Consider the following 22,493-nt stretch of genomic DNA (forward strand, 5'->3'; position numbering starts at 1 on the left):
GAGAGTATGCGCATAATTCTGATTTTAGTAATCTGCATTTTTTCTGTTATTAAAGGATTTACACAAGTTAAGTCCGACTATTTTATGCAGACGTCTTATCTGAGGAATAGTCTGAATCCGGCTTTGATACCCGACCAGGGTTATTTGATAGTGCCTGTACTTCCCAATATATATGCAAATGCTCAAACAAATACAATAAATCTCGATCACCTTTCTTTTAGAGGGACGGAGGGTAGGAGAGTAACATTTATGCATCAGAGTATAAATACTGACGATTTTCTTTCGGGGCTATCTAATAATAATTATGTGAATGTCGATGCCAACATAAAACTTTTCGCTTTGGGGATGTACAGAGGCGATAGCTTTTGGAATTTCGATTTTGGAATAAGGACACATGTAGACTTAAATATACCTAAGCCTTTCTTTGGATTGCTAAAAGAAGGTTTTGATCAAAATGAACAGACCAGATATGATCTTTCCGATTTAGGAGCGACTGGTAATTCTTTTATCGAACTGGGCGTGGCACATTCACGGCCTTTTCTTGATCGTAGCCTGACGGTAGGTGTCAGAGCCAAGTTGCTTGGTGGTATTGGAGATTTTGATCTTGATGCTAAAAGCCTGACAATAGATGCCGGGCCTGACTATTGGACGGCAAGGTCTAAGGTTTCTTTAAGGGCTTCGGCACCAGGAATAAAACAAAGATACGATAGTGAGGGATATATTGATGGTTTCGATTTCGGTTCTAAGTTTACTGTTCCCGGTATTGGTTTCGGGCTTGATATAGGCGCTGTGTACGATTTTAAAAATATTAATCCGTCTATGAAGGGATTGAAGGTATCTGCGGCTTTGAACGATCTGGGCTTTATAGCATGGACTAAAAATAATACAGTAAACCTTCATTCATCCGAAACTGACGTAACTGTTACTCCTCACGATTATAATATTTTCAGAGATGATGATGCTTCATTGAGTGACGTATTCGAAAAAGCATTTGACGATATAAAGAAGGCTGTTAATCTTGAAGGAGAAAAAGAAAAGGGGCGTGTTTCTAAGCTACGTATGAATATGAATCTCGGTGTCGAATATGAAATCTGGGAGCGAAAGTTCTCTGTGGGAGCATTATATTCAATCCGCTTTGGTAACTATAAGAATATATCGGAATATACGATGTCTCTCAATTATCGTCCTTGTTCGTGGCTTGCAGCCACTACCAGCTACTCTTTTTCGCATAGTAATTTAGATACGTTTGGTATGGCTTTACATCTGGCTCCATCTAAAGGAGTAAATTTCTTCTTTGCGAGCGATTATATTATACCTCATGTTTCATCTCAATTCATTCCTACAACAAGTCGGGCACTTAATCTGCAAGTCGGGATGAGCATACCTTTAGGCAAGAAAAGATACTAGATCGTTAAGAGGAAATAAAATAAAGGAATTTTTTAATATCTCTCTTTGTTTTTTATATATTTAGGTCTTGTTTCTAGAATATAAGTTATTAATCTTATTTATTTCAATATGAATGTAAAAGAACAATACTGGAAATATTCACTTATTATCCTTATCCTTTTCATGGGTATTATTCTCTTTCGGGAAATAGCACCTTTTCTAAGTGGTATATTAGGTGCTTCTACGATATATATTATGGTAAGGAAGCAAATGTTTTTTCTTACAGAGAAGAAGAAAATGAAAAACAGTATTGCTGCTATTCTGATACTGGGAGAAGCTATTCTTTGTTTTCTCATTCCTTTCTCTATTGCAGTATGGCTTTTGATAGATGAACTTCATGGTATAAACCTTGATCCTACAGCTACAATAGATGCTGTTCAACGATTTTCGGGTCTGATACAAGAACGGACAGGATATAATGTTCTTAGTTCCGATAATATAGTTACTGCTGCCGGATATTTGCCTAAGGTAGGGCAGGTGCTTGTCAATAGTGTAAGCAGTTTTGTGATAAACTCATTGGTTCTTATCTTTTTTCTTTATTTTATGCTTATTGGAGGGCGGCGAATGGAGAGCTACCTTTATACTTTGTTGCCATTCAATGAAGATAATAAGAGAAATGTTTTGACTGAAATAAATATGATGGTTAAATCGAATGCGGTGGGTATTCCTCTTCTTGCCGTTATACAAGGTTTAGTTGCTCTTATTGGATATTTGATATTTGGTGCACCTAACCCTATTCTGTTTGGCTTTCTAACTTGTTTTGCTACTATTATACCTCTTGTTGGTACCTCTTTGGTCTGGTTTCCTTTAGCTCTTTATTTGGGCTTGTCCGGCGATTGGTTCAATGGTATCGGATTGGCTATATATGCCTTGGTGGTAATCTCCAACTCGGACAATTTAATCCGCTTTATATTGCAGAAGAAGATGGCCGATACACACCCTCTTATCACCGTTTTTGGTGTTATTATCGGTCTTACTCTGTTTGGTTTCTGGGGTGTTATATTCGGGCCTCTGTTTTTGTCTATGTTTATACTTTGTCTCAATATATTTAAGATAGAATATTTGGATCCGAAATAGATAAAAAAATAAAGAGGAGCTATCAAATAGCTCCTCTTTATTTTTATCTTAATTTTTCTATTCTTCTGAAGAAAGTCCTCTTTTGAAAGAATCTATCGCATTTGCTTTAATAATTACGCTTTCGTCTATATCTAAGATACTCGAGACATCTTCTTTTAGATCTGATATAATAGATATTGTAGAATTTTCCTGTACTGCAGTCTTAACTCCTCTGGTATCATCCATCGAGTAAATGTTTTTACTTGTAAAATGATATATTCCTTTTAGTGGTTCGGCATAATTGATATAATAGTAATATGTCTTATCATTCTTTAGCTCATAGCTTACCTGATATGACTTATATCTGTTTTCTATATAATCGATTATTGCTTGCTTTACGGAAGGATCTGTAACATAAACTTCTGCTTTTGTCCCTGAATATATCCAATGGCCTTCAACACTTTTGGTATAAGTGTTCTCCTCCTTGTCGCAAGAATTAAGCGATAGGAATAAAGCCATTAATGGTATGAGCAAATATGTCAAGAACCCTATTTTCACGAGGGAATTAAGTTTATTTCACAAATGTACATAATAAAAACGATATTTTATGAATTATATTGTGTTTTTTGAGGAATTAAAATGGAAAAAGTGTTAAGCTTATATCCTATAACACATTCTCCATTCTATTACTACGTCTCTGATAATTGTCATATCAATTTTTGGACAATTCTTTCAATCAAAATAATGATTGTAATAATGATAATTATAACCATAGTTGTATATTTTATTAGGATTAATCCAATACGATTCTCTCAGAGGAGACTCGATAATTACTTTTTTATTAGCTGGTTTTGTTATTGTTACTATATAGTTTTCTAAATTCCATTTGTTGCTTTTATCATACCAGTTAGGCTTGATAGTCAGTAGAGAATCAGAAAGAATATAGTCCAGTTTCGCAGACTCGGCTTTTCTGTTTGCCTGAATTTTATTATTTGCAAAACTAACTTTTTTTATCTCAATTTTGTATGTTGAAAGAAGAGAATCTTCTTCTATTTTTATTGGAGGTAATATTGTCACTTGTCTGTCTCTGATTTTCTCTCCTCGATAAAACATTGCGGAATTAATCGGTTGAGGATGTGCGCTCATATATTCTTCTCCTATTTTGACGTAGAGGGTGTCCGAAGTCGTATTTACAGCAATGTTTTCGATGTTTTCTCCTTCTTGTTGGAATGAATATGCAAATTTGAAACCTGTATTTCCTATATATGCTAAAGCCCCTATCCAAATAACTAATCCTATGATAAAGCTAACAAGAGTACGTGTTGTAAATGAGCTTCTTCTTACAATTTTCATCATCAACCAAAATAAGCCAAGAGCCGGTGTGGCAAGAACTACGGCCAATGCCGTTTGCAATTCCAGTGTGTTATAACCCAGTAAGACCATATAGTTGGTGGCGCCTAATATATCGGTGTCTACATATAACCATATTAATAAAGCGACAACACCTATGAAGGAGATAAAAGATACAATAGCTATAAGTATAGCTATAACATTGACAAAAACTTTTATAAAACTATTAGCTGACGCTCCTTTATATTTTCTTGAGGGAGACAGTAGTCGTTCTTCTATGTTTTCTATCGAAGGGTTATCTCCTGTCATGGCGAGCTTTTGTTTAAAAGTCTTGGCGGCAGGCATTATTATCCATAATAATATATATGCAAGTACTATTGTTGCTATCGCTTTGAACGAGAAAAGATATAATAAGAAGACTGCTGTAGCCACTCCAATCCGTATAGCTGTTGGATCTATTCTGAAATAATGCCCGATACCACTACAAACGCCTCCTATAATTTTATTGCTATTATCCCGGTATAGTTTTTTCTCGAACAGATCGCTATTCTTTTTATTATTATCGTTGATTGGTGGAATATTCTCTTCGTGGAAAGAAGATGTTGTACTATCTTCAAAGTCTTTAGGATTACCCATTATAGAGATTATTTCCTGAGCATCGCTGAGTGTAAATATTGTTTCTTTACTTTTCATCCGCATTTGCAATAGTTCACTCATGCGCAGCTCTATATCGTTTATTATTTCTTCGGCCTCAGCATTCCTTTGGAAGTGTTGTTTCAGGGCTTGCAGATAATCATTAAAGACATGATAGGCATCTTCTTCAATGTCGAATGCCATTCCTCCTATGCTGACTTTTATTGTTGGTTTCATAGTTTTATTTATTTCTGATGTTGTCTATAACTCTGACCAGATCTGCCCATACAATATCAAGTTCGTTGAGTACAGCGCGACCTTTATCTGTTATTTCGTAATACTTACGCGGAGGACCTTGCGTCGATTCTTCCCAGCGGTAACTTAATATTCCCTGATTTTTTTGGCGGGTAAGCAATGGGTATAAGGTTCCTTCTACGACAATCATCTCCGAATCTTTCAACTCGTTGATAATGTCAGATACATATGCGTCTCCTTTCGATAAAATACTTAGAATACAGTATTCCAGTATTCCTTTGCGCATTTGGGCTTTTATATTGTCTACATTTATAACTTCCATAATTATTGGTGTTTATTTGTGTTGTGAGGTAAATTTTCTTATGTTTTCGGCAGTAGTAGCATATCCTCTTAACTGGAGCTTTTGAGCTATACTGGTTGCTTTAGGCGCTACGATCCAAATGACTAAATAAGATATTATAGTTATTCCGTATGCAAATGCCAAAACTACAAATAGGATGCGTATAATAGTTACATCTATTTTTGTGTAAGTGGCTATTCCGTTGCACACACCGGCGAGCATTTTGCCATCCATGTCGCGATAGAATTTCTTTTCTCCTTCCATGTAATTTTGATTGTTATTCTGAGAATTGTCTTCTTCATATTCAGGTTTTGATTCTATTTCCCCTAGATGATTTATAACTATCTGTACAAGCGATATATTAACAACCTGATTTGGGTATTTCATTTCTTTCTGAAAGATTTCGGCAACTCTGGCTTCTACATCTTCCATTACCTCTTTGGCTTCTCTCTTATCTTCTATTGTTTCTTCAAAGTTTTTCAGATATTCTTTTAATCTGAAATAGGCATCGTCTTCTATGGTAAAGTTTATCTTCCCTATACTAACATTTGTAACTCTTTTCATATCCTATTTTATTTAATACTGTTTTATGCACTGTTGTTTGTAATGCAAATATATTAATAAATAAATATACTATGTAATACATAGTACTGTTATGTTTTGTGAAATTAGTGTAATTGTTTGATTTTTAGTAGTTAGTGTAAATAATAAAAAAAGTTAATTGAATTTCAATTAACTTTTTACTTATCTAAATAGAAGAAGATAGATCTTTATTTATGAGCTTTTATGTATATGACCTTTTTTACTACGGCATTTGTAATGCGAATTGTAGATATAAGTCTGTTGGTATTTTCTGAAAATACATCTACATTCCAAACATGAGTAGATCGTCCCTTGTGCAATATTGTGCCTTTGGCTCTGACTGTATCACCAACTTCGGCACTTGATATGTGGCTTGCACTAATCTGCATACCAAAACATCGTTCGTCACTTGCACATAAGGTGTTGGAGCCGGCTCCGGCTAAAGATTCGGCTAAAGTTATTGTTGCTCCGCCATGTAAGATGCGCATTGTTTGAGTAAGCTTTTGTGTAACGGGCATAATAGCTTCGAGTGAAGCTTCGTCATCAGATTCAATGAAAGTGATGCCTAGCGTTTCCATCAATGTGTTTTTTATACGTTCTTTTATATCGTTTGAGTCGAGCTTCATGTCTATTAATTAATCCCAACTAAAAATCCATTGGCTATGAAAGCTCCTTCGCTACTGTCTTCCAATTCTATATTGAATGTTTGTACCGGATCGAGAATCCCTTGAATCACGCTTACTTCTACATAGTCGGTAGTTGTAGTATTGTAGTATAATACAAACTCACCTATATTCAATCGTTGAGTATTGCCATACTTTTCGTTTGTTCTGGTGCGGTTAGGGTCTACAGAAGCCCATCCCTTTTCTGCATATATAGGATTTTCTATTGTTCCGGTGATGTTTGCACCAGTTTCGAGAGTGATGCGGATAAGACGGTTTTGCATTACATTCTTAATGCCTTTCACCTTCTTTTCTTCATACACTTTGTCCTTTATATTAAAAACAAGTATTTTATCTCCTGCAATAATCTTCTCTATATTTTTTTTGCTGTCGTCAGCCATTGTTATCCGGGTTCCTGCGGCTAGGCTACTTTGTGCATTCATACTTAAACTGAGTATAAAAAGACAAACTAAAGCAAAGAAGAATGTTTTGATTTTCATAACTAAATCTGTTTTTATGTAAAGTTTTTTGCAAATATAAGAATATTTTACAGAAAGATAACCTTAGCCGTAAGTTATCAAAAAATATTCCTTCAGTTTATTTATTCTACAGTTACGGATTTAGCCAGATTGCGTGGCATGTCTACATCCCGATTTTTATTTACTGCAATATGGTATGCCAGTAACTGCAAAGGAATAGAAGTAAGTAATGGATCGAGACACTCCTGTGTGGCAGGTATTTCTATATAATGATCTGCCAGAGCTTTCATTGTTTCGTCCCCTTCATTGATGATAGCTATGACTCTGCCCTTACGAGCCTTTATTTCCTGAATATTGCTCACTACCTTTTCGTATATAGTGCTGTTCGTAGCTATTGTTACTATTGGCATCTCATTGTCTATAAGTGCTATGGGGCCATGCTTCATCTCTGCTGCCGGATAGCCTTCGGCATGTATATAGGAGATTTCTTTTAGCTTCAGAGCTCCTTCTAGCGCTATAGGATAGTTGTAACCCCTTCCCAAATAAATGAAATTTTGAGCATAAGTAAAGATGAGGGATAGTTCTTTTATTTTATCGTTCAGCGAGAGTATGCGTTCTATTTTGTTCGGTATATCTTGTAAGTTCTTAATTGTATTCAGATATTGTTCATTGCTCACTGTTGCCTTCTCTTTTGCTATAACAAGTGCCATCAGAGTAAGAACCGTAACTTGTGCTGTGAATGCTTTTGTAGAAGCAACACCTATTTCGTGGCCGCAATGAGTATATGATCCCGAGTCTGTATTACGGGGAATGGATGACCCTACAACGTTACATACTCCGTAAACGAATGCTCCGGCTTTGCGGGCAAGCTCTATAGCAGCCAGAGAGTCTGCTGTTTCTCCCGACTGTGATATTGCTATTACGATGTCGTCGGGATATATAACAGGGTGTCTGTACCTAAATTCGGAGGCATACTCCACTTCTACAGGGATACGGCAAAATTCTTCGAACAGATATTCTCCTATCAACCCCGCATGCCACGATGTACCACAAGCGATGATGATGATTCGGCGAGCATTTATAAATCTCTCTTTATGGTCGATAATACCGGATAGCGTAACATTCGTACCTTCTATATTGATTCGTCCACTCATACAGTTTTTTAGAGTTTCGGGTTGCTCAAATATCTCTTTCAGCATGAAGTGAGGGTAACCTCCTCTTTCCAACTGACTGAGATTCATTTCCAGCTCTTTTATCTCGGGTGTTTTCTCTATGTTCGAGATAGTAACTATTTTAGGCTCTTCGTGTCTTTTTATTATTGCGATTTCTTCATCATCGAGATAAATAACCTTATTTGTATATTCTATAATAGGAGAGGCATCGGAACCAATGAAAAACTCATCACTGCCAATTCCTATTACCAAAGGGCTGCTTTTTCGGGCTGCTATGATCTGGTCAGGGTTTCCTCTTTCTATTACAGCAATTGCATAAGCACCTACTACCTGATTCAATGCTAGCTGAACAGCGGTGAACAAGTTGCAGTTGTTTAATTGCTTTATGTATTCGATGAGTTGTACCAATACTTCTGTGTCTGTACTGCTTTGAAAAGTATATCCTTTTCTTTGCAATTCTGCCTTCAGTACCGAATAGTTTTCTATGATCCCATTGTGTATCAGAGCCAGAGATTCACTTTGCGAATAGTGAGGGTGTGCATTTGCATTGCTGGGCTCGCCATGTGTTGCCCATCGGGTATGTGCAATACCTATCGTACCCGAGGTATTCTTGTCGCGGGCGTATTCTTCAAGATCCTGTACTCTACCTTTGGCTTTATATACAGATAATTTATTCTCGTTGTTTATTATTGCTACACCTGCACTGTCGTACCCTCTATACTCGAGCCTGTGCAGGCCTTTTATCAAAATGGGGTAGGCTTCTCGGAAGCCAATATATCCTACTATTCCACACATACTAACTTTAGTTTTGGTTGTAAAGTTAAATAAAAAAGATCATTTTTTTATTTATGAATAACAAATGTATCTTTAGTTTTATTTCCACGCTTTTATCTTGTCTTTTTGACGTCTTGTGTTTGTTCGAATTTATTAAAGTTCAAAAGTAAGTGCAACTATAATTTTAACTAAAACCTGACAAAGTTGTACATTTTCCTCTCCTTTTTGCATTTATCATTATTTATTTCTCTTAGTTTCTCCCAAGCCTCCTCGCTAGGAGCGGTTGTATATAGATAAAGATTTGTTGTTCTAGCAGCAGTTCTTTTTTTTGTATAAAATATAAATTCAACTTCTGATTCGCTTAAATAATCTAAAAGGAAACTTTATGTCTTAACCGTTTTGTTTATATTTGTTTCGTAGTGTTTAAGACTAATGAAAAAAATAAACTTTGTAGAGTAAACATGATACGCAAATTTTTCTGTTTTCTGTTTTTCTTATTTTTTAGTTACAATCTTGTTGCCCAAAGTGGTGTTACTGTAAGTTTATCGAAATCGGATAATTCTTCGGAAAAGGTTTTCGATACTTATCTCTTTCCCGGAGGAGAGGACGCTTTATATAAATATATATCGGATAATGTAAAATATCCGCCTTTGCTTATTAAAATAGAAATGGAAGGAGATGTTTCTGTAAAAGTAAAGCTTAACGAAGAAGGAAAGGTACAGGATGTTGAAATACTAAGGGGTTTTGATCCGTTGGCTGACGATGAGGTAGTTCGGGTTTTGAAGAGAATGCCAAAATGGGATAAAGTGTCATCTTCGACTACTACTGTAGAACAGCAGTTTCAGTTGTTGATAACCTTTAAGCTAAACGATTACCTTCGTGAGTTTATAAAAGATCCTCAAAATTTAATTCCTAAAAACACCCATCTCGAAGAGCCTGTAAAAGAGCTGGAGGTAGAAGGCGCCAAAGATTCTATACCTGTTTTGATAGTAGATTCGTTGAATCGGGCTCCCTTATTTTCGGGAGGACAGGAAGCATTAGATGCTTATTTTGCTGCCAATTTGAAATATCCTAAAAGGGCAATAGAATATGGTATCGAAGGACGTGTATTATTTAATATAACTATAACTGCCGAAGGCGAAATAACAAATATAAGATTGCTGAAAGGTATATTCATGGATTGCAATGAGGAAGCATTTTACTTAATTAAGAAAATGCCGAGATGGATACCCGGCCTCAAAGACGGAAAGGCTGTTGCTATGTCTGTTGTTCTTCCTATTCCTTTTGTTCTTCCAAAATAAAAATAGAAAAGCCCCTGTAGTATTCTTTACAGAGACTTTTGTAGACTACCGTTTTAATTTTATTGCTGAGGTTGTACTGCTTTTGCTACTATAGTAATTTGTAACTCTATATTATCATTTACTATATTTTCTTTCAGATCGGCAAATAATGTCTTCGAGCCATATTTAACATTCCATTGTGTGCGGTCGATAGTAAAAGGAACAGTTACTGCTTTGTATATATCGTTTTCCTTTGTTATTTTAGCTCCGAATGTGATATTCTTTTCTACATCTTTTAGCTTCAGGTTTCCACTAACCATGTGTGATACACTATCCGTTGGAGTTGTGGCAACTTCTACTTTAGTGATGGTAAACGAGCTTTCTGGATATTTAGCCACATCAAAGAAATCTTCGCTCTTTAAGTGATTTACCAACATGTCATTCATTTCTTTCTGTGTAAGATCTTCATCTGTTATAGTATTCATATCTATAACAAAAGAGCCGGAAGCAACCTCTTCTCCGTTAATTGCTAAAGTGGCACTTTTTAGCCCGATAGTACCATGGTGCGAGCCGCCTACTTTAGATCCTTTCCAGTGTATAGACGAGGCTTGTGTGTCTACTGTCAACTCTTGTCCTGCACCTTCAGCTGCTGCCTGAGCATCTGTTCCCTCTACTTTGTTTTTTGTGGCTGTATTGCACGACACTACAAATAAAAGAGTGGCGATTGCTAAAAAGTATGTTTTCATCCTTGTTTCCTGTTTTGGTTTATATTATTAATTGATTGTTTATTATCAAATATGTGGCAAAGTTAAATGATGTTATTCTATTCTCAAAATAGCTTATTTTATATATTGTTATTAAAAATTTTATAGATTTGTGTTTGAAATAGACTTTCTATATATTATTAACAAATATAAAAGGTATATTGTTTTTCATTTTCGAGGTCGAATTTAAGATTTAAATATTTTAGTATTAAATGGTTAATTTAGAATGGTACAGAACCTTTAAGGCTATCTATCAATATGGAACCCTTACACGGGCAGCACAGGAATTGATGATTTCGCAGCCCAATATGAGTATCCAATTGGCATCGCTGGAGAGTTATATTGGAAAGCCTTTGTTTGTGAGAATGCCTCGTAAGATGATGCCCACAGAGTATGGTAAACAGCTATATACTCAGATTGTAGAGTCTATAGATAATCTGGAGAGGGTAGAGTCTGAGTTTAAAAGGACTGTTTTGAACAAAGCGCCCAGCATACGCTTTGGAACACCTTCTGAGATATTTAAAAACTATCTTGCAGAGTATGTAGGGACAGAAGAGGATTTGCATCTTTCGGTAGAGTATGGATTAGCCAATGTTCTTATCGAGAAGTTGGTTAACAACGAACTGGATATTGCTGTTATAACGAGGCAAAACAAATCGGAAGAAATTCTGACTTATGAGCCTTTGTTCACAGAATCGTTTATGATTGTTTGCAGTACAGTATTTGATACTACTGAAATAGATGGGCATATTGCCCGTGAAGATTCGGTCAGCATTGAGAAATGGCTAAGATCTCAGAAATGGTTTGCATACAGTAGCGACTTGGCTTTGATCAGGCGTTTTTGGCGCGAGAATTTCAAGAAACGTCCTATACTGAAGCTAAGTGCGACTATACCCGATAATGATGCTATTTTGAAAGCTGTAGGTAATAGTGACGGACTTTCGGTTTCTTCTAACCTCATTGCAGGAAAAGCTTTGGAAAATAAACAGGTCAAAGTACTATGGCAGGGAAACAGCCTTGCTACAAATACTATATATCTGGCTTATAATAAAAACAAAATAGAACCACGCTATATAGATAAAATAAGAACATTTATAAAATCTCATGTAAATACAGCCCAATGATAACACGTTATATAAAATATGCTCTTTCGGTTGCCTCTGTGATGCTATTTTCTTCATGTAGCTCTTCCTTTGTTGGTATTGGAATGGTCGGGGTAATTGCTCTTTTTGTTCTCATGTTTATTCTTTTTGCCCTCATGTTTTATCTGATTGCAAGGCGGAAAAAGCAGGGAGAGAAAAGTCTGGTGAAGTTCAATAATGATGTATATCTGGCTTTGAATAAATTAGGTACATCTCAGCAAAAGATTAATATGTTGAACAATCTGATAGAACGCATCAATACTGACGAGAAGTATAAAAAAGATCCCGAATGGAGAGATAAAGTGCTTCTTAAAACATATCTGCATCTGGCAACTGTATATTATCAGGAAGGAGATGAGATACAAACATTGAATGCCAGTAGCAAAATTATAGAGCTTGATCCTAACGATGGAATGGCATATTACAATAGAGGTTCTATATATAGTAATATGGGGTTGTATGAGAAAGCTTTACACGACCTGAACCGCACAGTTGAACTTATGCCTGATTATGCTAGTGCTTATAATAACAGAGGGCTGGTACATGAAAAAATGGAGCATTATGAGGAGGCTTTATCCGATTTTGATAAAGCAATAGAATTAGAGTCGTCTCCTTTTGCTTATTACAACAGAGGTAATACGCATTATGAGCAGAGCGAATATGAGTTGGCTCTAAAAGATTATGAATCGACTCTTAATGTATTGGACTCACAATCCGAATCAAGCTTTAGGCAAGAGGTGGAAGTAAGCATAAAGGCCGCCAAAGAAAAAATGGCTAAAGAATATTAAAGACATTATATATTTTGTAAGATCCGTTTAAATAGGATAATTTTGCAGTCCAATTTTAAGATAATGGAGGCAGGAGTCTCTAAAACACAATAATGAGAAATAACATATCGGAATTTGAGATAATGGCACCTGTAGGATCATACGATTCTTTGGCTGCTGCTATACAGGGAGGGGCAGATTCAATATACTTTGGTATAGAAGGTCTGAACATGCGAGCTAAATCTTCTAATAATTTTACCTTAGACGACCTCAAGCAGATTGCGTCTATATGTAAAGAAAATGGGTTGAAAAGTTATCTTACTGTCAATACAATCATTTATGATAATGATATTTCATTGATGCACAAAATTGTAGATGCAGCTAAGGATGCTCAGTTGTCGGCTGTGATTGCATCGGATGTATCTGTTATGATGTATGCACGCAGTATTGGAGTAGAAGTACATCTTTCTACCCAATTAAATATAACCAACACAGAAGCTCTTAAATTTTACGGACAGTTTGCCGATGTTGTAGTATTGGCTCGTGAACTGAATATGGATCAGGTAGCAGCTATATACAAGGATATAGTAGAACAGGAGATAAAAGGTCCCGGAGGAGAATTAATACGGATAGAGATGTTTAGTCATGGTGCTCTGTGTATGGCGGTTTCGGGTAAATGTTACCTGAGTTTGCATGAAAAAGACCTTTCGGCAAATAGAGGAGCATGTAACCAGATATGCCGAAGAGGATATATTGTAAAAGATAAAGAAACTGACATAGAGCTTGAGATAGATAACGAATACATTATGTCTCCAAAAGACTTGAAGACAATTCATTTTATGAATAAGATGATGGATGCAGGTGTTCGTGTATTTAAGATAGAAGGGCGTGCACGTGGGCCGGAATACGTTCGTACTGTAGTGGAATGCTATAAGGAAGCTATAGGGGCATATTGTTCCGATACTTTTACCGAAGATAAAATTGCAGATTGGGATGAACGCTTGGCTACTGTGTTCAATCGTGGTTTCTGGGATGGTTATTATCTTGGTCAGCGTTTGGGTGAATGGTCTAGCAACTATGGTTCGGGAGCAACCAAACGAAAAATATATATCGGAAAAGGAATTAAATATTTCTCAAACCTTGGTGTTGCCGAATTTTTAATGGAAACACAGTCTCTGAAAGTTGGGGATGAAATACTTATCACCGGTCCCACTACCGGTGCTGTTACTCAGATTGTAGACGAAATCAGAGTCGACTTGAAGCCTGTAGCCGAAACAGTAAAGGGTGAAAAATTTTCGATAAAGGTAGAAGATAAGATACGTCCTTCTGATAAACTTTTTAAGTTGATAAAAGTAGAAAAGAAAAAGAAGTTTGTAGAAAAAGCATAAGAGAAAAGAGGCATCATACAGATGCCTCTTTTTTTATAAATTACGAAAATGCCTTAGCAGTTCTTCCTTTAATATAGTTGTTTTTAAACTTATAGACTGATTTGCTTTAGCAAATTCTTTATTGTCATCCAATAGCTTACTACGTCGCACAAATTCTTCTAAAAGATCTGTTTCTTTATAGCCCTCAAATATTTTATCTCGTGCTTCTTTGGCTTCTTTTATCTGCAGCGCAGTTTCGTGTAGGGCAGGAATAAGCAATATAGTCGTTGAAGCTGTATTTATTATATCATATTCTATAGCTACTCCAAAACCGTCGGAATCAACAATTCTTATCCATTGCAGCGCCGCAGATATTCCTTCCTTGGTAAGGCCTTCTATGGGAGTATAGTTCTCATCGAATAAGGTTTCCCTTATACTGGATACTGTCCTGTTGAAATCATATTTTTCTCTTTCGTAATGCTCTGAGGCCATAGTCTCATCGCAACCTGTAATCTGTTGTATTTCCTTTAGCGATTTCTCTTTAAACTTGTAAATGCAGGTCTCTATGTCTCCACCATTATCTTTTAATAGTTGAGAGGCTTCTCCTATTGGAATAGGAATTATCTTCCGAAGTTCTTTTATTTTATCAATCATATTTTCCTGTTCATATTTGTAAAAAACCTTATTCGCAATAAATATGCCAATGATTCATCGATCAAAAATACTATATTTGTGATATAAATCAATACATCCTTGAGAACATGAATAAGATGAAGACCATTACTGCTGTTGTTCTTCCAATAACTTTGATGAACAGCGCATGTACTGTAAAGAACGCGCCGAAAGAAGATAAGGTAAAGACTCCCAATATTGTGTATATTATGACAGATGATCATTCTTATCAGACGATAAGTGCATATGGGCATCCATTATCTCAACTAGCTCCTACTCCTAATATAGACAGGTTGGCAAATGAAGGTATTTTGTTTCGTCAGGCTTTTGTTGAGAATTCATTATCTACGCCAAGCCGTGCATGTCTTATGACAGGGCTTTATAGTCATCAGAATGGACAACGTCAGCTGGGTAAAGGTATAGATTCTACAAAGACCTTTTTCTCCGAACTGCTTCAGCAGGCCGGATACGAGACTGCTGTAGTAGGTAAGTGGCATATGCAATGTGAGCCTAAAGGTTTTGATTATTATAATATATTGTGGGATCAGGGCGAATATTACAATCCCGAATTCAAATCTAAAGAGACAAATGGGAAATATGTGAAAGAGGAAGGGTATGCTACAACATTGATAACAGACCATTCTATCGAATTCCTTGAACAACGAGACAAGTCTAAGCCTTTTTGTCTATTAGTACATCATAAGGCTCCGCATCGAAACTGGATGCCCGAACCTCAGTATTTGGACTTATATGAAGATATCGAGTTCCCGAAACCGGAAACATTCAGAGATGATTACGCTACGCGCTGTTCTCCTGCTCATACTCAGGATATGACTATAGATAAGACAATGACTCTGATTTATGATCTTAAAGTGTATGAACTTAAAGATCGTCCACCTTATAATAAAGAGTGGAATGTTGAAGGGCTTGAGCAATCCTTAGATAGAATGACTCCATCGCAACTGAAAACATGGAATAATGCATATCATACCCGAAACGAGAACTTTATAGGTCAGAATCTTACTGGGGATGAGCTTCTCAATTGGAAATATCAGAGATATATTAAAGATTATCTTCGTTGTATAAAGAGTATCGACGATCAGGTCGGACGCCTTATAGCTTATCTGGAAAAAGAAGGGCTGATGGATAATACGCTGATAGTATATACATCAGATCAGGGCTTTTATATGGGAGAGCATGGTTGGTTCGACAAACGGTTTATGTATGAAGAATCTTTCCGAACTCCATTAATAATGCATTATCCTAAGGCAATAAAAGCAGGAGTAAAAGTCGATGCTCTTGTGCAAAATATAGACTATGCTCCTACGTTTCTGTCTTTGGCCGGAGTGGATAAGCCCAAAGAAATGAGTGGGGTATCGCTTGAGCCTTTGTTTGGCGGAGATAAGCCTACAGACTGGCGAACTGATTTATACTATCATTATTATGATTATCCGGCCATCCATAGCGTTCGCAGACATGATGGTGTACGTACCGATCGGTACAAACTAATTCATTTCTATGGTGAAGGAAAGATGGCTAATGACAAAGATATAGACTGTAATGAATTGTACGATCTGCAAGAAGATCCTCACGAACTTAATAATCTGTATGGTAAAGGTGGATATGAAAAAATTACAGCGGAGTTGCAAACTGCTCTGACGAACTATAGAACCAAACTAGCTGTAGACGAGTATTAAAGATATAAGTTTTGCTTATGTAAAAAAGAAATGGTTGTCGTCACGACAACCAATCTTCATTGTTAACCTTAAATCTAATACTATGAAAAACACATAATATTAACGTAACAAATCGAAGATTGTTCATGTCGCTCTGGTTAAATAATGTGAAATGTTAATTTATATCTCAACAACCTTACCCAAAGCTATATAGCATACATATCCTTTGATGTTCTCGTAGCCCATTTTTCGTATTTGTTCCATGTAATATTTTACCTGACGAATATATTTCCGGTCTTCTTTTTGTCCGAATTTATAGTCGATAACAATCACTTCCCCGTCTTTGATCATTACACGGTCGGGACGGCTAAAAGTTCCTTTGGGTTGAAGTATTTGTACTTCGTTGAGTACCTTATACTCTCCAGAATACCATGACGATACAATAGGAGAAGATAGGTATTGTCGTAGCTTGTCGTTTATCTCTTCCTCCTGCTCTTTGGTTATATCTCCTGCTGTCAGGTATTCCTGCACAGCCCTGTCTATGTCCGATATGGTATTTATCTTACTTACTATCTCATGCATCAATATACCATAATCCCGTTTACCTGTGTCTGAGAAATAGTATTTGTTTTTCAACCGCAGTTTTACCCGGCTGTCATACTGTATGCTAGGCAGAGCGTCTATACTGATCTCTTTAGTATCTTTTCTATTATCCTCTTTCTGTGAGGAATAATTTTCTCCTATCTCGAATATTCCTTCATCTTCGTCAATGTGTTTATTCAGAGACAAGAGCAGGGCATTGTTGTTGGTTGCTTGTTCGTTATTGATACTAGCCCAAAGTAGTGATGATATATTATTTATTTCATCTCTCTTAGGTTTTGGAGAATATATGATAAGCTCATTTTTCGCTCTGGTAAAGGCTACATATAAGATATTTATATTGTCGATAAAAGCATGGAGACGTTCGTCAAAATACTCGTAACTGAAAATAGTGTTTTTTAGTTTTTGCGAATACTTAACGGGTACTAGATGCAATCGGTCGAATGGAGCAACTTCGGGGTGACACCACAGAATTGTTGTCAGCTTATGGTCTATTTCCCAGTTGCAGAAAGGTATCAGTACAACGTTGAAACCTAGCCCTTTCGATTTGTGTATGGTCATTATGCGAATAGCATCCTGCTCGTCGGGGGTGAATATCGTTTTGTTCACACCCGTGTCGTCCCACCATTTCAGGAAACTGTCCAGGTCGGAAGAATAACGAACCGTAAAGTCCAGCACCATATCCAGAAATGATTGCATATATATTTGCTCATTATCCTCCATTGCACTACGAAACAAATTGAATATTTCCTCAGTCATTTCATAGAGAGGTAGTTCGCGTATGCGGCTAAGTTCTGCTGTTATTTCGGCAGGTAATTCGTCCTTTGCTGAAAAGTATTTTTGGAGAGCATCTTCCGCATTCAGCTGATTGTTATATTTGAAATACTCGTATACAGCCAAAGCCTTCAGGGAGTTGTCTGTTGGTGTATGAAGGTATTTTAATAATGCTATTATCAGCTTTATGCTTTTCGAATTGCCTACAAACAAGGCTTCATCCGATATAATGTCATACCTGTATTTAGAATCGGGGTGTGAACTCTTGTATTCCAAGAGCCGATTGGCTACATCAGCTCCTTCTTTTTTTGTACGCACAAGAATAGCAATGTCCTTCAATGAATACCCTTTGTCTTGCAACAATTCTATTTGCGAAGGCAGCCGCTCCAATACCTGATCTTGCCAGCTTTGTTCTTCGGTGTTTTCTATAAACTCGACTTTTACATGTCCTTCGTTGTCCTTGTGGCTTTCGGGAATGTATTGAATCAGCTCATCGTAAGCTTTTGTTATACGTGTCAGAAACGGTTGCAGTCTCTTATCGTCTACGTCTTCGAGCGATCTGTTGTATGTCTCTTGCAATAGTTGTGCACCTTGCAAAAAAATCGCATTGTTGAACATTATCACATTACGTGCACTTCGCCAGTTGGCATTCAGTGTTTCGTGGTTTATGCCTTCTGTCTCGAAATCCTTGTCCAGTTGTTCGTCGAGCAGCTTCCAGTCCGAGTTTCGCCAACGGTAGATACTTTGTTTTACATCACCTACTATAAAGTCCTTATTGCCTGCACTAAGACTATCTCGCACCAAAGGCAGGAAGTTTTGCCATTGCATGCCCGACGTGTCCTGAAACTCATCTATCATATAGTTGCTAATGCGCATACCTACTTTTTCGTATATGAAAGGAGACTCATTGCCTTCTATAATACGATTGAGCAGCTCCGTCGTGTCCGATATCAGCATTATATTGTTTTCTGAGGCGTTCTTCCTTATCTTGCTGTCTACATCGGCAAGTATACCCAGAGTGAAGAAGTATCGGTTTATTTCATAAGCTGTCTGGTAAGTCTTACTGTCATCGTAGTGAGCTACAATATCGCATACACAAGCATTTAGTTCGGTATAGGCAGATTCTATTTTAGCTTTCGTTTCGGCAGTTGCTTTTGCTGTGTACCAGTTAGATACATCATCGGCAAGTAGCCGAAAAGTATTTGTAGGTTCAGTTACAGTCTTATTAGCCCATTTGATGAACGAAAAGAACGGAGAACGGGCGCCTCCTTTAAAATCTTCCGGAGTAAGGGTATACCTTTCCATTATATTCAGAGCCTTTTCGCCTGTTTGCTGCGAAGTATTTTCGAAAGTCTGTATGATGGCAAAGAGCATATCTTTATAGTCGGTCATCAATTGCTTGTCGGCAATATCGGACTGTACTTTATCGCTATATGCTTTATAACTTTCTTTAAATATTTCGGAAGAAAGCGACTGTATGTCGTTTCTTATATTCCATGTTTCGCCATTCTCTACTTTTTCTTCCGAGAAGCGTATCAGCCAATCGAGCAAAAGTTTATTGTCGCTGCTTTCCAGATCATACAACATGGAGTCTATGGCTTCGCTTAGTACCTTGCCGGTATCCAGTTCCACGTTATATCCGCCTCCTAGTCCTATTTCACGGGTAAAAGCACGCATTGTCTGCTGAAAGAACTTATCTATTGTACTGACCGAGAAAGATGAGTAGTCGTGCAATATTCTGATAAGAGTGTTACGAGCCCTTTCCCTTACCTGTATTTCGTTTAGCTTGTATTCTTCCGACAGAGATTTTATATAGTCCGATTTCTTGCCTGTGGCTAGATTGGCCAGTTCCGATATTATACGGTTTTTCATCTCGTCTGTGGCCTTGTTTGTGAAGGTGACAGCTAAGATGTGCCTGTAGGCGTATTCGGACGAGAATAGTAGGTGCAGATATTCTTCGGTCAGGCGGTGTGTTTTTCCTGAGCCTGCCGAAGCCTTATATACATGAAGATTTACTTTGTCGTTAAATAACACGTGATTTTATATATCCTTCTTTTTGAAGGAGTTCCAGTATCTTTGTCCTAAAATCCCCTTGAATAATTATCTCTCCATCCTTGGCTGAACCTCCGACTCCGCATTTAACTTTCAGTAGTTTACTCAATGCTTCCAGATCTTCGGTAGTGCCAATGAAACCTGTAATTAGCGAGACGGCTTTTCCTTTTCGGTTTCGTTTATCCAAAGAGATTCGGAGTTGTTGCTTTTCCTTAGCCAGAGTGTCTTGTTCTTCTTCGTCTTCTTTTTCGTATTCGAAATTTGGATTGGTCGAATATACTACATTCAGACGGTCTTTCCAGTCGCTCATCGTTTTTCGCTTATTTCATTTTTTAACTAAAACCTGACAAACTTGTACTTTTTTTGGATGTTTTTCTGTTTGTTCCTTTTTGTCGGGTCTTTATTCTAATTTTCTATTTTATAGATAAATAAGATGTTTAATCTTTCATTTTCTTAAACATCTCGTCGAAAGCAGCCCTATCAAAATTTACATACTGAGGTTTCGTTGGTGTATAGTCTTCATCGTCCCACAATGTGCTGGTTATCATCAAGTCGGCGCTATATCGGTTACATGCAATAGGTACATTGTGTACACGACACTGACGCAGTAACATCATAATGTCTGCTTCATGTGGCTGCGGGTTGAGGTCGTCGATCAGGAAAATGGCGAAGTCGATCTCGTGTCGTACTACCATTGCTGCAATTTCCGCATCACCACCCAACGGACCTGAATTCATGCGTGTAATTTCTGCATTTATTCCTTTTTCTTCAAAGGCTTCTTTGATAAGAGCTCCTGTAGTTCCTGTACACACAAGATGATGTTCTGCTAAAAAATCGGAATTGTAATAACACCATTCTACCATATCTGCTTTGCGGTGATCGTGTGCAACCAAAGCTATTGTTAATTTCTTTTTCATAATTGTTTCTTTTGTGATATGTGAAGTTCAGTCACATTCTTATGTTATTACTATTCTATTGCTTCCTAAATAGAAGATCTTAATATCTTATGTTTTCAAAGATAAAACTTTTCTGTTTCATATTGGTTAAGTAATAATTAAACTTGTGAATATTGCAAGAATAAAAAATGGCCGAAAACTATATCCGACCATTCTTATACTTAACTATATCAGTTTGTTAATCCCATAGTTTCTTGCTGCTCAAAGCATATTTTCCACCACCGGTAAATATAAGGGCTACAGCTCCGAAGAAATATAAGGCCTGTAACTCTATTGTCAATCCTCCTGTAGGACTAAGCGTGAATATTTCGGCAGCATGAGCCATACCTACAGCCACTATCATATTGAAGGCAAAGATGGCTGCGGCTATACGTGTGCCATACCCCAGTATGATGAACAAAGGTGCTATGACTTCTCCTACATATACTCCATACACGATGAATGATGGCAGACCGGAAGCTTCCAGCATTTGCTCTATTCCACCAGCCCCGTATACCAATTTTGCGATGCCGTGCAACAGCATTAAAATACCTATGCTCAGACGGAGTATAAGTATTCCCAAGTCTGTATTCTTTTCTAATATCTTCATGATTTCCTTAATCTATTTATATTGTTGTTACTATAGCCTAAATAATAAACAATAATATATAAATTATGTTCATGATTCCATTAGTCTCTCGTATGCAGGATCTTGTATGTTTTTTTGTTTATATCTATTTGGTACTTATTATTTTGTCTCCTCTGAATGTCAGATTGCCCGCAGGGTAACTCCAAAGTTCGGTAGCTCCTTTTGTGGTTATGTCTGTAGGCTCTCCCCACGCCAGTCGGGTCATTTCTTTTGTCATCCCTACACGTATTTTGTTTTGTAGAATACGGCGAAAGTTATTCTGATTGAATTGCTTCGTATAGCTGTCGGCTTCACTTTCGGTATATATTGTTTTAATACCTTCTGCCTTTAGTATAGAAAAAGGAACTGATATTTTTACTCCTCCCGGATTTTGCAGTATCAGAGATAATTCGTTAGTGCTATTGTCAATGTTGACATCCGTACACTTCCATTTTTGTCCTGTTATAGGAGTTATTGCTTTTCCTGTGACTATATTTCGGGACATTTTCAATTCACTGTCCGAAAGTACATATACATTTCCTGTAAACAGTTGTCTTTGTTTTTCAAAATACCCCCTTACAATGAATGGAAAAGTATATTCTGCATTTACATCATATTTATAATATACAATGTCTCCACTGGTCAATTCTTGCAGTTTTAGATAAAAATCGGTGTTAGTGCTGACTTCTCCCTGCTTCCCTTTAGGGTGTTTTATCACTTCTAATACATGAAAATATTTATGGGCAAGATCCTCGTACCGGGAGTTGTAGTTATCGTTTGACTTATATATATTCTTTTCGTCATTCAACAAACCATCATCCTTTTTGTATTTGAGAATAAATCCGCTGTAACCATAGGCTTGCGAAGGTTTATCCAATCCCATGAGGAACAGTTCTTGTCCTGTATATCCGGTTGCATTCTTTCCTAAAAAGTTGACTGTGCTATCGTAAGGTATGGCTAAATCTGTTTTACTACTCTTCTGAGCAAATAGAGAGCATGTTAATGAGATTAAAATTATTGAGATAAGTAGTTTTTTCATATTCTAAGTACATGTTAATATTTGATGTCACATTTCAGAATTATTACT

The 22,493-nt window shown here is 36.9% G+C and carries 21 protein-coding genes; 7 read left to right on the plus strand and 14 right to left on the minus strand.

Features of this window, described 5'->3' with window-relative positions; all coding sequences use genetic code 11:
• Positions 1–6: 6 nt before the first annotated feature.
• Complete coding sequence (locus BGC7_RS06620; RefSeq protein ID WP_157258673.1) at positions 7–1,407, plus strand: DUF5723 family protein; 1,401 nt, start codon at positions 7–9, stop codon at positions 1,405–1,407.
• A gap of 108 nt (positions 1,408–1,515) precedes the next feature.
• Positions 1,516–2,523, plus strand: a complete 1,008-nt coding sequence (locus BGC7_RS06625) for an AI-2E family transporter (RefSeq protein ID WP_050700777.1) — start codon at positions 1,516–1,518, stop codon at positions 2,521–2,523.
• Positions 2,524–2,580: 57 nt separating this feature from the next.
• On the opposite strand, the gene BGC7_RS06630 is transcribed toward BGC7_RS06625, so the two are convergent.
• The 7 genes from BGC7_RS06630 to glmS all read right to left on the minus strand — a co-directional run bounded on the left by BGC7_RS06630 (position 2,581) and on the right by glmS (position 8,770).
• Positions 2,581–3,060 (minus strand): hypothetical protein, encoded by a 480-nt coding sequence (locus tag BGC7_RS06630; protein WP_050700778.1) that lies wholly within the window; start codon positions 3,058–3,060, stop codon positions 2,581–2,583.
• 174 nt (positions 3,061–3,234) lie between these two features.
• Positions 3,235–4,722, minus strand: coding sequence for a PspC domain-containing protein (locus BGC7_RS06635; protein ID WP_050700779.1), 1,488 nt, complete (start codon positions 4,720–4,722; stop codon positions 3,235–3,237).
• 4 nt (positions 4,723–4,726) lie between these two features.
• Entirely contained in the window at positions 4,727–5,062 is a 336-nt protein-coding gene (locus tag BGC7_RS06640; protein WP_050700780.1) for a PadR family transcriptional regulator, read from the minus strand.
• 12 nt (positions 5,063–5,074) lie between these two features.
• A complete protein-coding gene (locus BGC7_RS06645) occupies positions 5,075–5,644 on the minus strand; it encodes a PspC domain-containing protein (protein WP_050700781.1) in 570 nt (189 codons plus the stop codon).
• A gap of 206 nt (positions 5,645–5,850) precedes the next feature.
• Positions 5,851–6,288, minus strand: coding sequence for a PaaI family thioesterase (locus BGC7_RS06650; protein WP_050700782.1), 438 nt, complete (start codon positions 6,286–6,288; stop codon positions 5,851–5,853).
• Between the two features lie 5 nt (positions 6,289–6,293).
• A complete protein-coding gene (locus BGC7_RS06655) occupies positions 6,294–6,824 on the minus strand; it encodes a Hint domain-containing protein (RefSeq protein ID WP_050700783.1) in 531 nt (176 codons plus the stop codon).
• 101 nt (positions 6,825–6,925) lie between these two features.
• Complete coding sequence (glmS, locus tag BGC7_RS06660; protein WP_050700784.1) at positions 6,926–8,770, minus strand: glutamine--fructose-6-phosphate transaminase (isomerizing); 1,845 nt, start codon at positions 8,768–8,770, stop codon at positions 6,926–6,928.
• Positions 8,771–9,210: 440 nt separating this feature from the next.
• Between glmS and BGC7_RS06665 the strand changes: the two genes are divergently transcribed.
• Entirely contained in the window at positions 9,211–10,050 is an 840-nt protein-coding gene (locus BGC7_RS06665; protein ID WP_050700785.1) for an energy transducer TonB, read from the plus strand.
• Positions 10,051–10,109: 59 nt separating this feature from the next.
• Here BGC7_RS06665 and BGC7_RS06670 read toward each other — a convergent pair whose 3' ends face one another.
• Entirely contained in the window at positions 10,110–10,775 is a 666-nt protein-coding gene (locus BGC7_RS06670) for a YceI family protein (protein ID WP_050700786.1), read from the minus strand.
• 230 nt (positions 10,776–11,005) lie between these two features.
• Here BGC7_RS06670 and BGC7_RS06675 point away from each other — a divergent pair, with 230 nt between their 5' ends.
• The 3 genes from BGC7_RS06675 (at position 11,006) to BGC7_RS06685 (ending at position 14,090) form a co-directional block, all read left to right on the plus strand.
• Positions 11,006–11,917, plus strand: coding sequence for a LysR family transcriptional regulator (locus BGC7_RS06675; RefSeq protein WP_050700787.1), 912 nt, complete (start codon positions 11,006–11,008; stop codon positions 11,915–11,917).
• Positions 11,914–12,723 (plus strand): tetratricopeptide repeat protein, encoded by an 810-nt coding sequence (locus BGC7_RS06680; protein WP_082206511.1) that lies wholly within the window; start codon positions 11,914–11,916, stop codon positions 12,721–12,723. The genes BGC7_RS06675 and BGC7_RS06680 overlap by 4 nt, the downstream gene beginning before the upstream one ends.
• Before the next feature lie 92 nt (positions 12,724–12,815).
• Entirely contained in the window at positions 12,816–14,090 is a 1,275-nt protein-coding gene (locus BGC7_RS06685) for a peptidase U32 family protein (protein ID WP_050700788.1), read from the plus strand.
• Between the two features lie 33 nt (positions 14,091–14,123).
• Here the strand turns inward: BGC7_RS06685 and BGC7_RS06690 are convergent, their stop codons facing one another.
• A complete protein-coding gene (locus tag BGC7_RS06690) occupies positions 14,124–14,723 on the minus strand; it encodes a hypothetical protein (protein ID WP_050700789.1) in 600 nt (199 codons plus the stop codon).
• A 155-nt stretch (positions 14,724–14,878) separates the two neighbouring features.
• On the opposite strand from BGC7_RS06690, the gene BGC7_RS06695 reads away from it, so the two are divergent.
• Positions 14,879–16,438: a sulfatase family protein gene (locus BGC7_RS06695; RefSeq protein WP_050701067.1), complete on the plus strand. Its 1,560-nt coding sequence runs from the start codon at positions 14,879–14,881 to the stop codon at positions 16,436–16,438.
• Between the two features lie 159 nt (positions 16,439–16,597).
• On the opposite strand, the gene BGC7_RS06700 is transcribed toward BGC7_RS06695, so the two are convergent.
• From BGC7_RS06700 to BGC7_RS06720, 5 genes are all read right to left on the minus strand, one after another.
• On the minus strand, positions 16,598–19,825 hold the full coding sequence (locus tag BGC7_RS06700; protein WP_050700790.1) for a UvrD-helicase domain-containing protein: 3,228 nt from the start codon (positions 19,823–19,825) through the stop codon (positions 16,598–16,600).
• On the minus strand, positions 19,815–20,153 hold the full coding sequence (locus BGC7_RS06705; RefSeq protein ID WP_050700791.1) for a translation initiation factor: 339 nt from the start codon (positions 20,151–20,153) through the stop codon (positions 19,815–19,817). The genes BGC7_RS06700 and BGC7_RS06705 overlap by 11 nt, the downstream gene beginning before the upstream one ends.
• A gap of 127 nt (positions 20,154–20,280) precedes the next feature.
• Positions 20,281–20,760 carry a methylglyoxal synthase gene (locus BGC7_RS06710; protein WP_050700792.1) on the minus strand — a complete coding sequence of 160 codons (480 nt, stop codon included), beginning with the start codon at positions 20,758–20,760 and terminating at the stop codon, positions 20,281–20,283.
• 217 nt (positions 20,761–20,977) lie between these two features.
• Complete coding sequence (locus BGC7_RS06715) at positions 20,978–21,388, minus strand: DoxX family protein (protein WP_050700793.1); 411 nt, start codon at positions 21,386–21,388, stop codon at positions 20,978–20,980.
• A 124-nt stretch (positions 21,389–21,512) separates the two neighbouring features.
• The gene (locus tag BGC7_RS06720) at positions 21,513–22,445 is read right to left on the minus strand and encodes a hypothetical protein (protein ID WP_050700794.1); all 933 of its coding nucleotides are present in this window, start codon (positions 22,443–22,445) and stop codon (positions 21,513–21,515) included.
• Positions 22,446–22,493 lie beyond the last annotated feature (48 nt).

Origin of the sequence: Dysgonomonas sp. BGC7 (genome assembly GCF_001261735.1) — a bacterium.
Classification (GTDB): domain Bacteria; phylum Bacteroidota; class Bacteroidia; order Bacteroidales; family Dysgonomonadaceae; genus Dysgonomonas.

Coding starts and splice junctions, on each gene's coding strand:
- glmS (WP_050700784.1), bottom strand. CDS start 8,770: ATGTGTGGAATAGTAGGATATATTGGCTTCCGAGAAGCCTACCCCATT.
- BGC7_RS06635 (WP_050700779.1), bottom strand. CDS start 4,722: ATGAAACCAACAATAAAAGTCAGCATAGGAGGAATGGCATTCGACATT.
- BGC7_RS06665 (WP_050700785.1), top strand. CDS start 9,211: ATGATACGCAAATTTTTCTGTTTTCTGTTTTTCTTATTTTTTAGTTAC.
- BGC7_RS06695 (WP_050701067.1), top strand. CDS start 14,879: ATGAACAGCGCATGTACTGTAAAGAACGCGCCGAAAGAAGATAAGGTA.
- BGC7_RS06655 (WP_050700783.1), bottom strand. CDS start 6,824: ATGAAAATCAAAACATTCTTCTTTGCTTTAGTTTGTCTTTTTATACTC.
- BGC7_RS06690 (WP_050700789.1), bottom strand. CDS start 14,723: ATGATTGATAAAATAAAAGAACTTCGGAAGATAATTCCTATTCCAATA.
- BGC7_RS06685 (WP_050700788.1), top strand. CDS start 12,816: ATGAGAAATAACATATCGGAATTTGAGATAATGGCACCTGTAGGATCA.
- BGC7_RS06710 (WP_050700792.1), bottom strand. CDS start 20,760: ATGAAAAAGAAATTAACAATAGCTTTGGTTGCACACGATCACCGCAAA.
- BGC7_RS06645 (WP_050700781.1), bottom strand. CDS start 5,644: ATGAAAAGAGTTACAAATGTTAGTATAGGGAAGATAAACTTTACCATA.
- BGC7_RS06675 (WP_050700787.1), top strand. CDS start 11,006: ATGGTTAATTTAGAATGGTACAGAACCTTTAAGGCTATCTATCAATAT.
- BGC7_RS06670 (WP_050700786.1), bottom strand. CDS start 10,775: ATGAAAACATACTTTTTAGCAATCGCCACTCTTTTATTTGTAGTGTCG.
- BGC7_RS06715 (WP_050700793.1), bottom strand. CDS start 21,388: ATGAAGATATTAGAAAAGAATACAGACTTGGGAATACTTATACTCCGT.
- BGC7_RS06680 (WP_082206511.1), top strand. CDS start 11,914: ATGATAACACGTTATATAAAATATGCTCTTTCGGTTGCCTCTGTGATG.
- BGC7_RS06720 (WP_050700794.1), bottom strand. CDS start 22,445: ATGAAAAAACTACTTATCTCAATAATTTTAATCTCATTAACATGCTCT.
- BGC7_RS06625 (WP_050700777.1), top strand. CDS start 1,516: ATGAATGTAAAAGAACAATACTGGAAATATTCACTTATTATCCTTATC.
- BGC7_RS06620 (WP_157258673.1), top strand. CDS start 7: ATGCGCATAATTCTGATTTTAGTAATCTGCATTTTTTCTGTTATTAAA.
- BGC7_RS06705 (WP_050700791.1), bottom strand. CDS start 20,153: ATGAGCGACTGGAAAGACCGTCTGAATGTAGTATATTCGACCAATCCA.
- BGC7_RS06640 (WP_050700780.1), bottom strand. CDS start 5,062: ATGGAAGTTATAAATGTAGACAATATAAAAGCCCAAATGCGCAAAGGA.
- BGC7_RS06650 (WP_050700782.1), bottom strand. CDS start 6,288: ATGAAGCTCGACTCAAACGATATAAAAGAACGTATAAAAAACACATTG.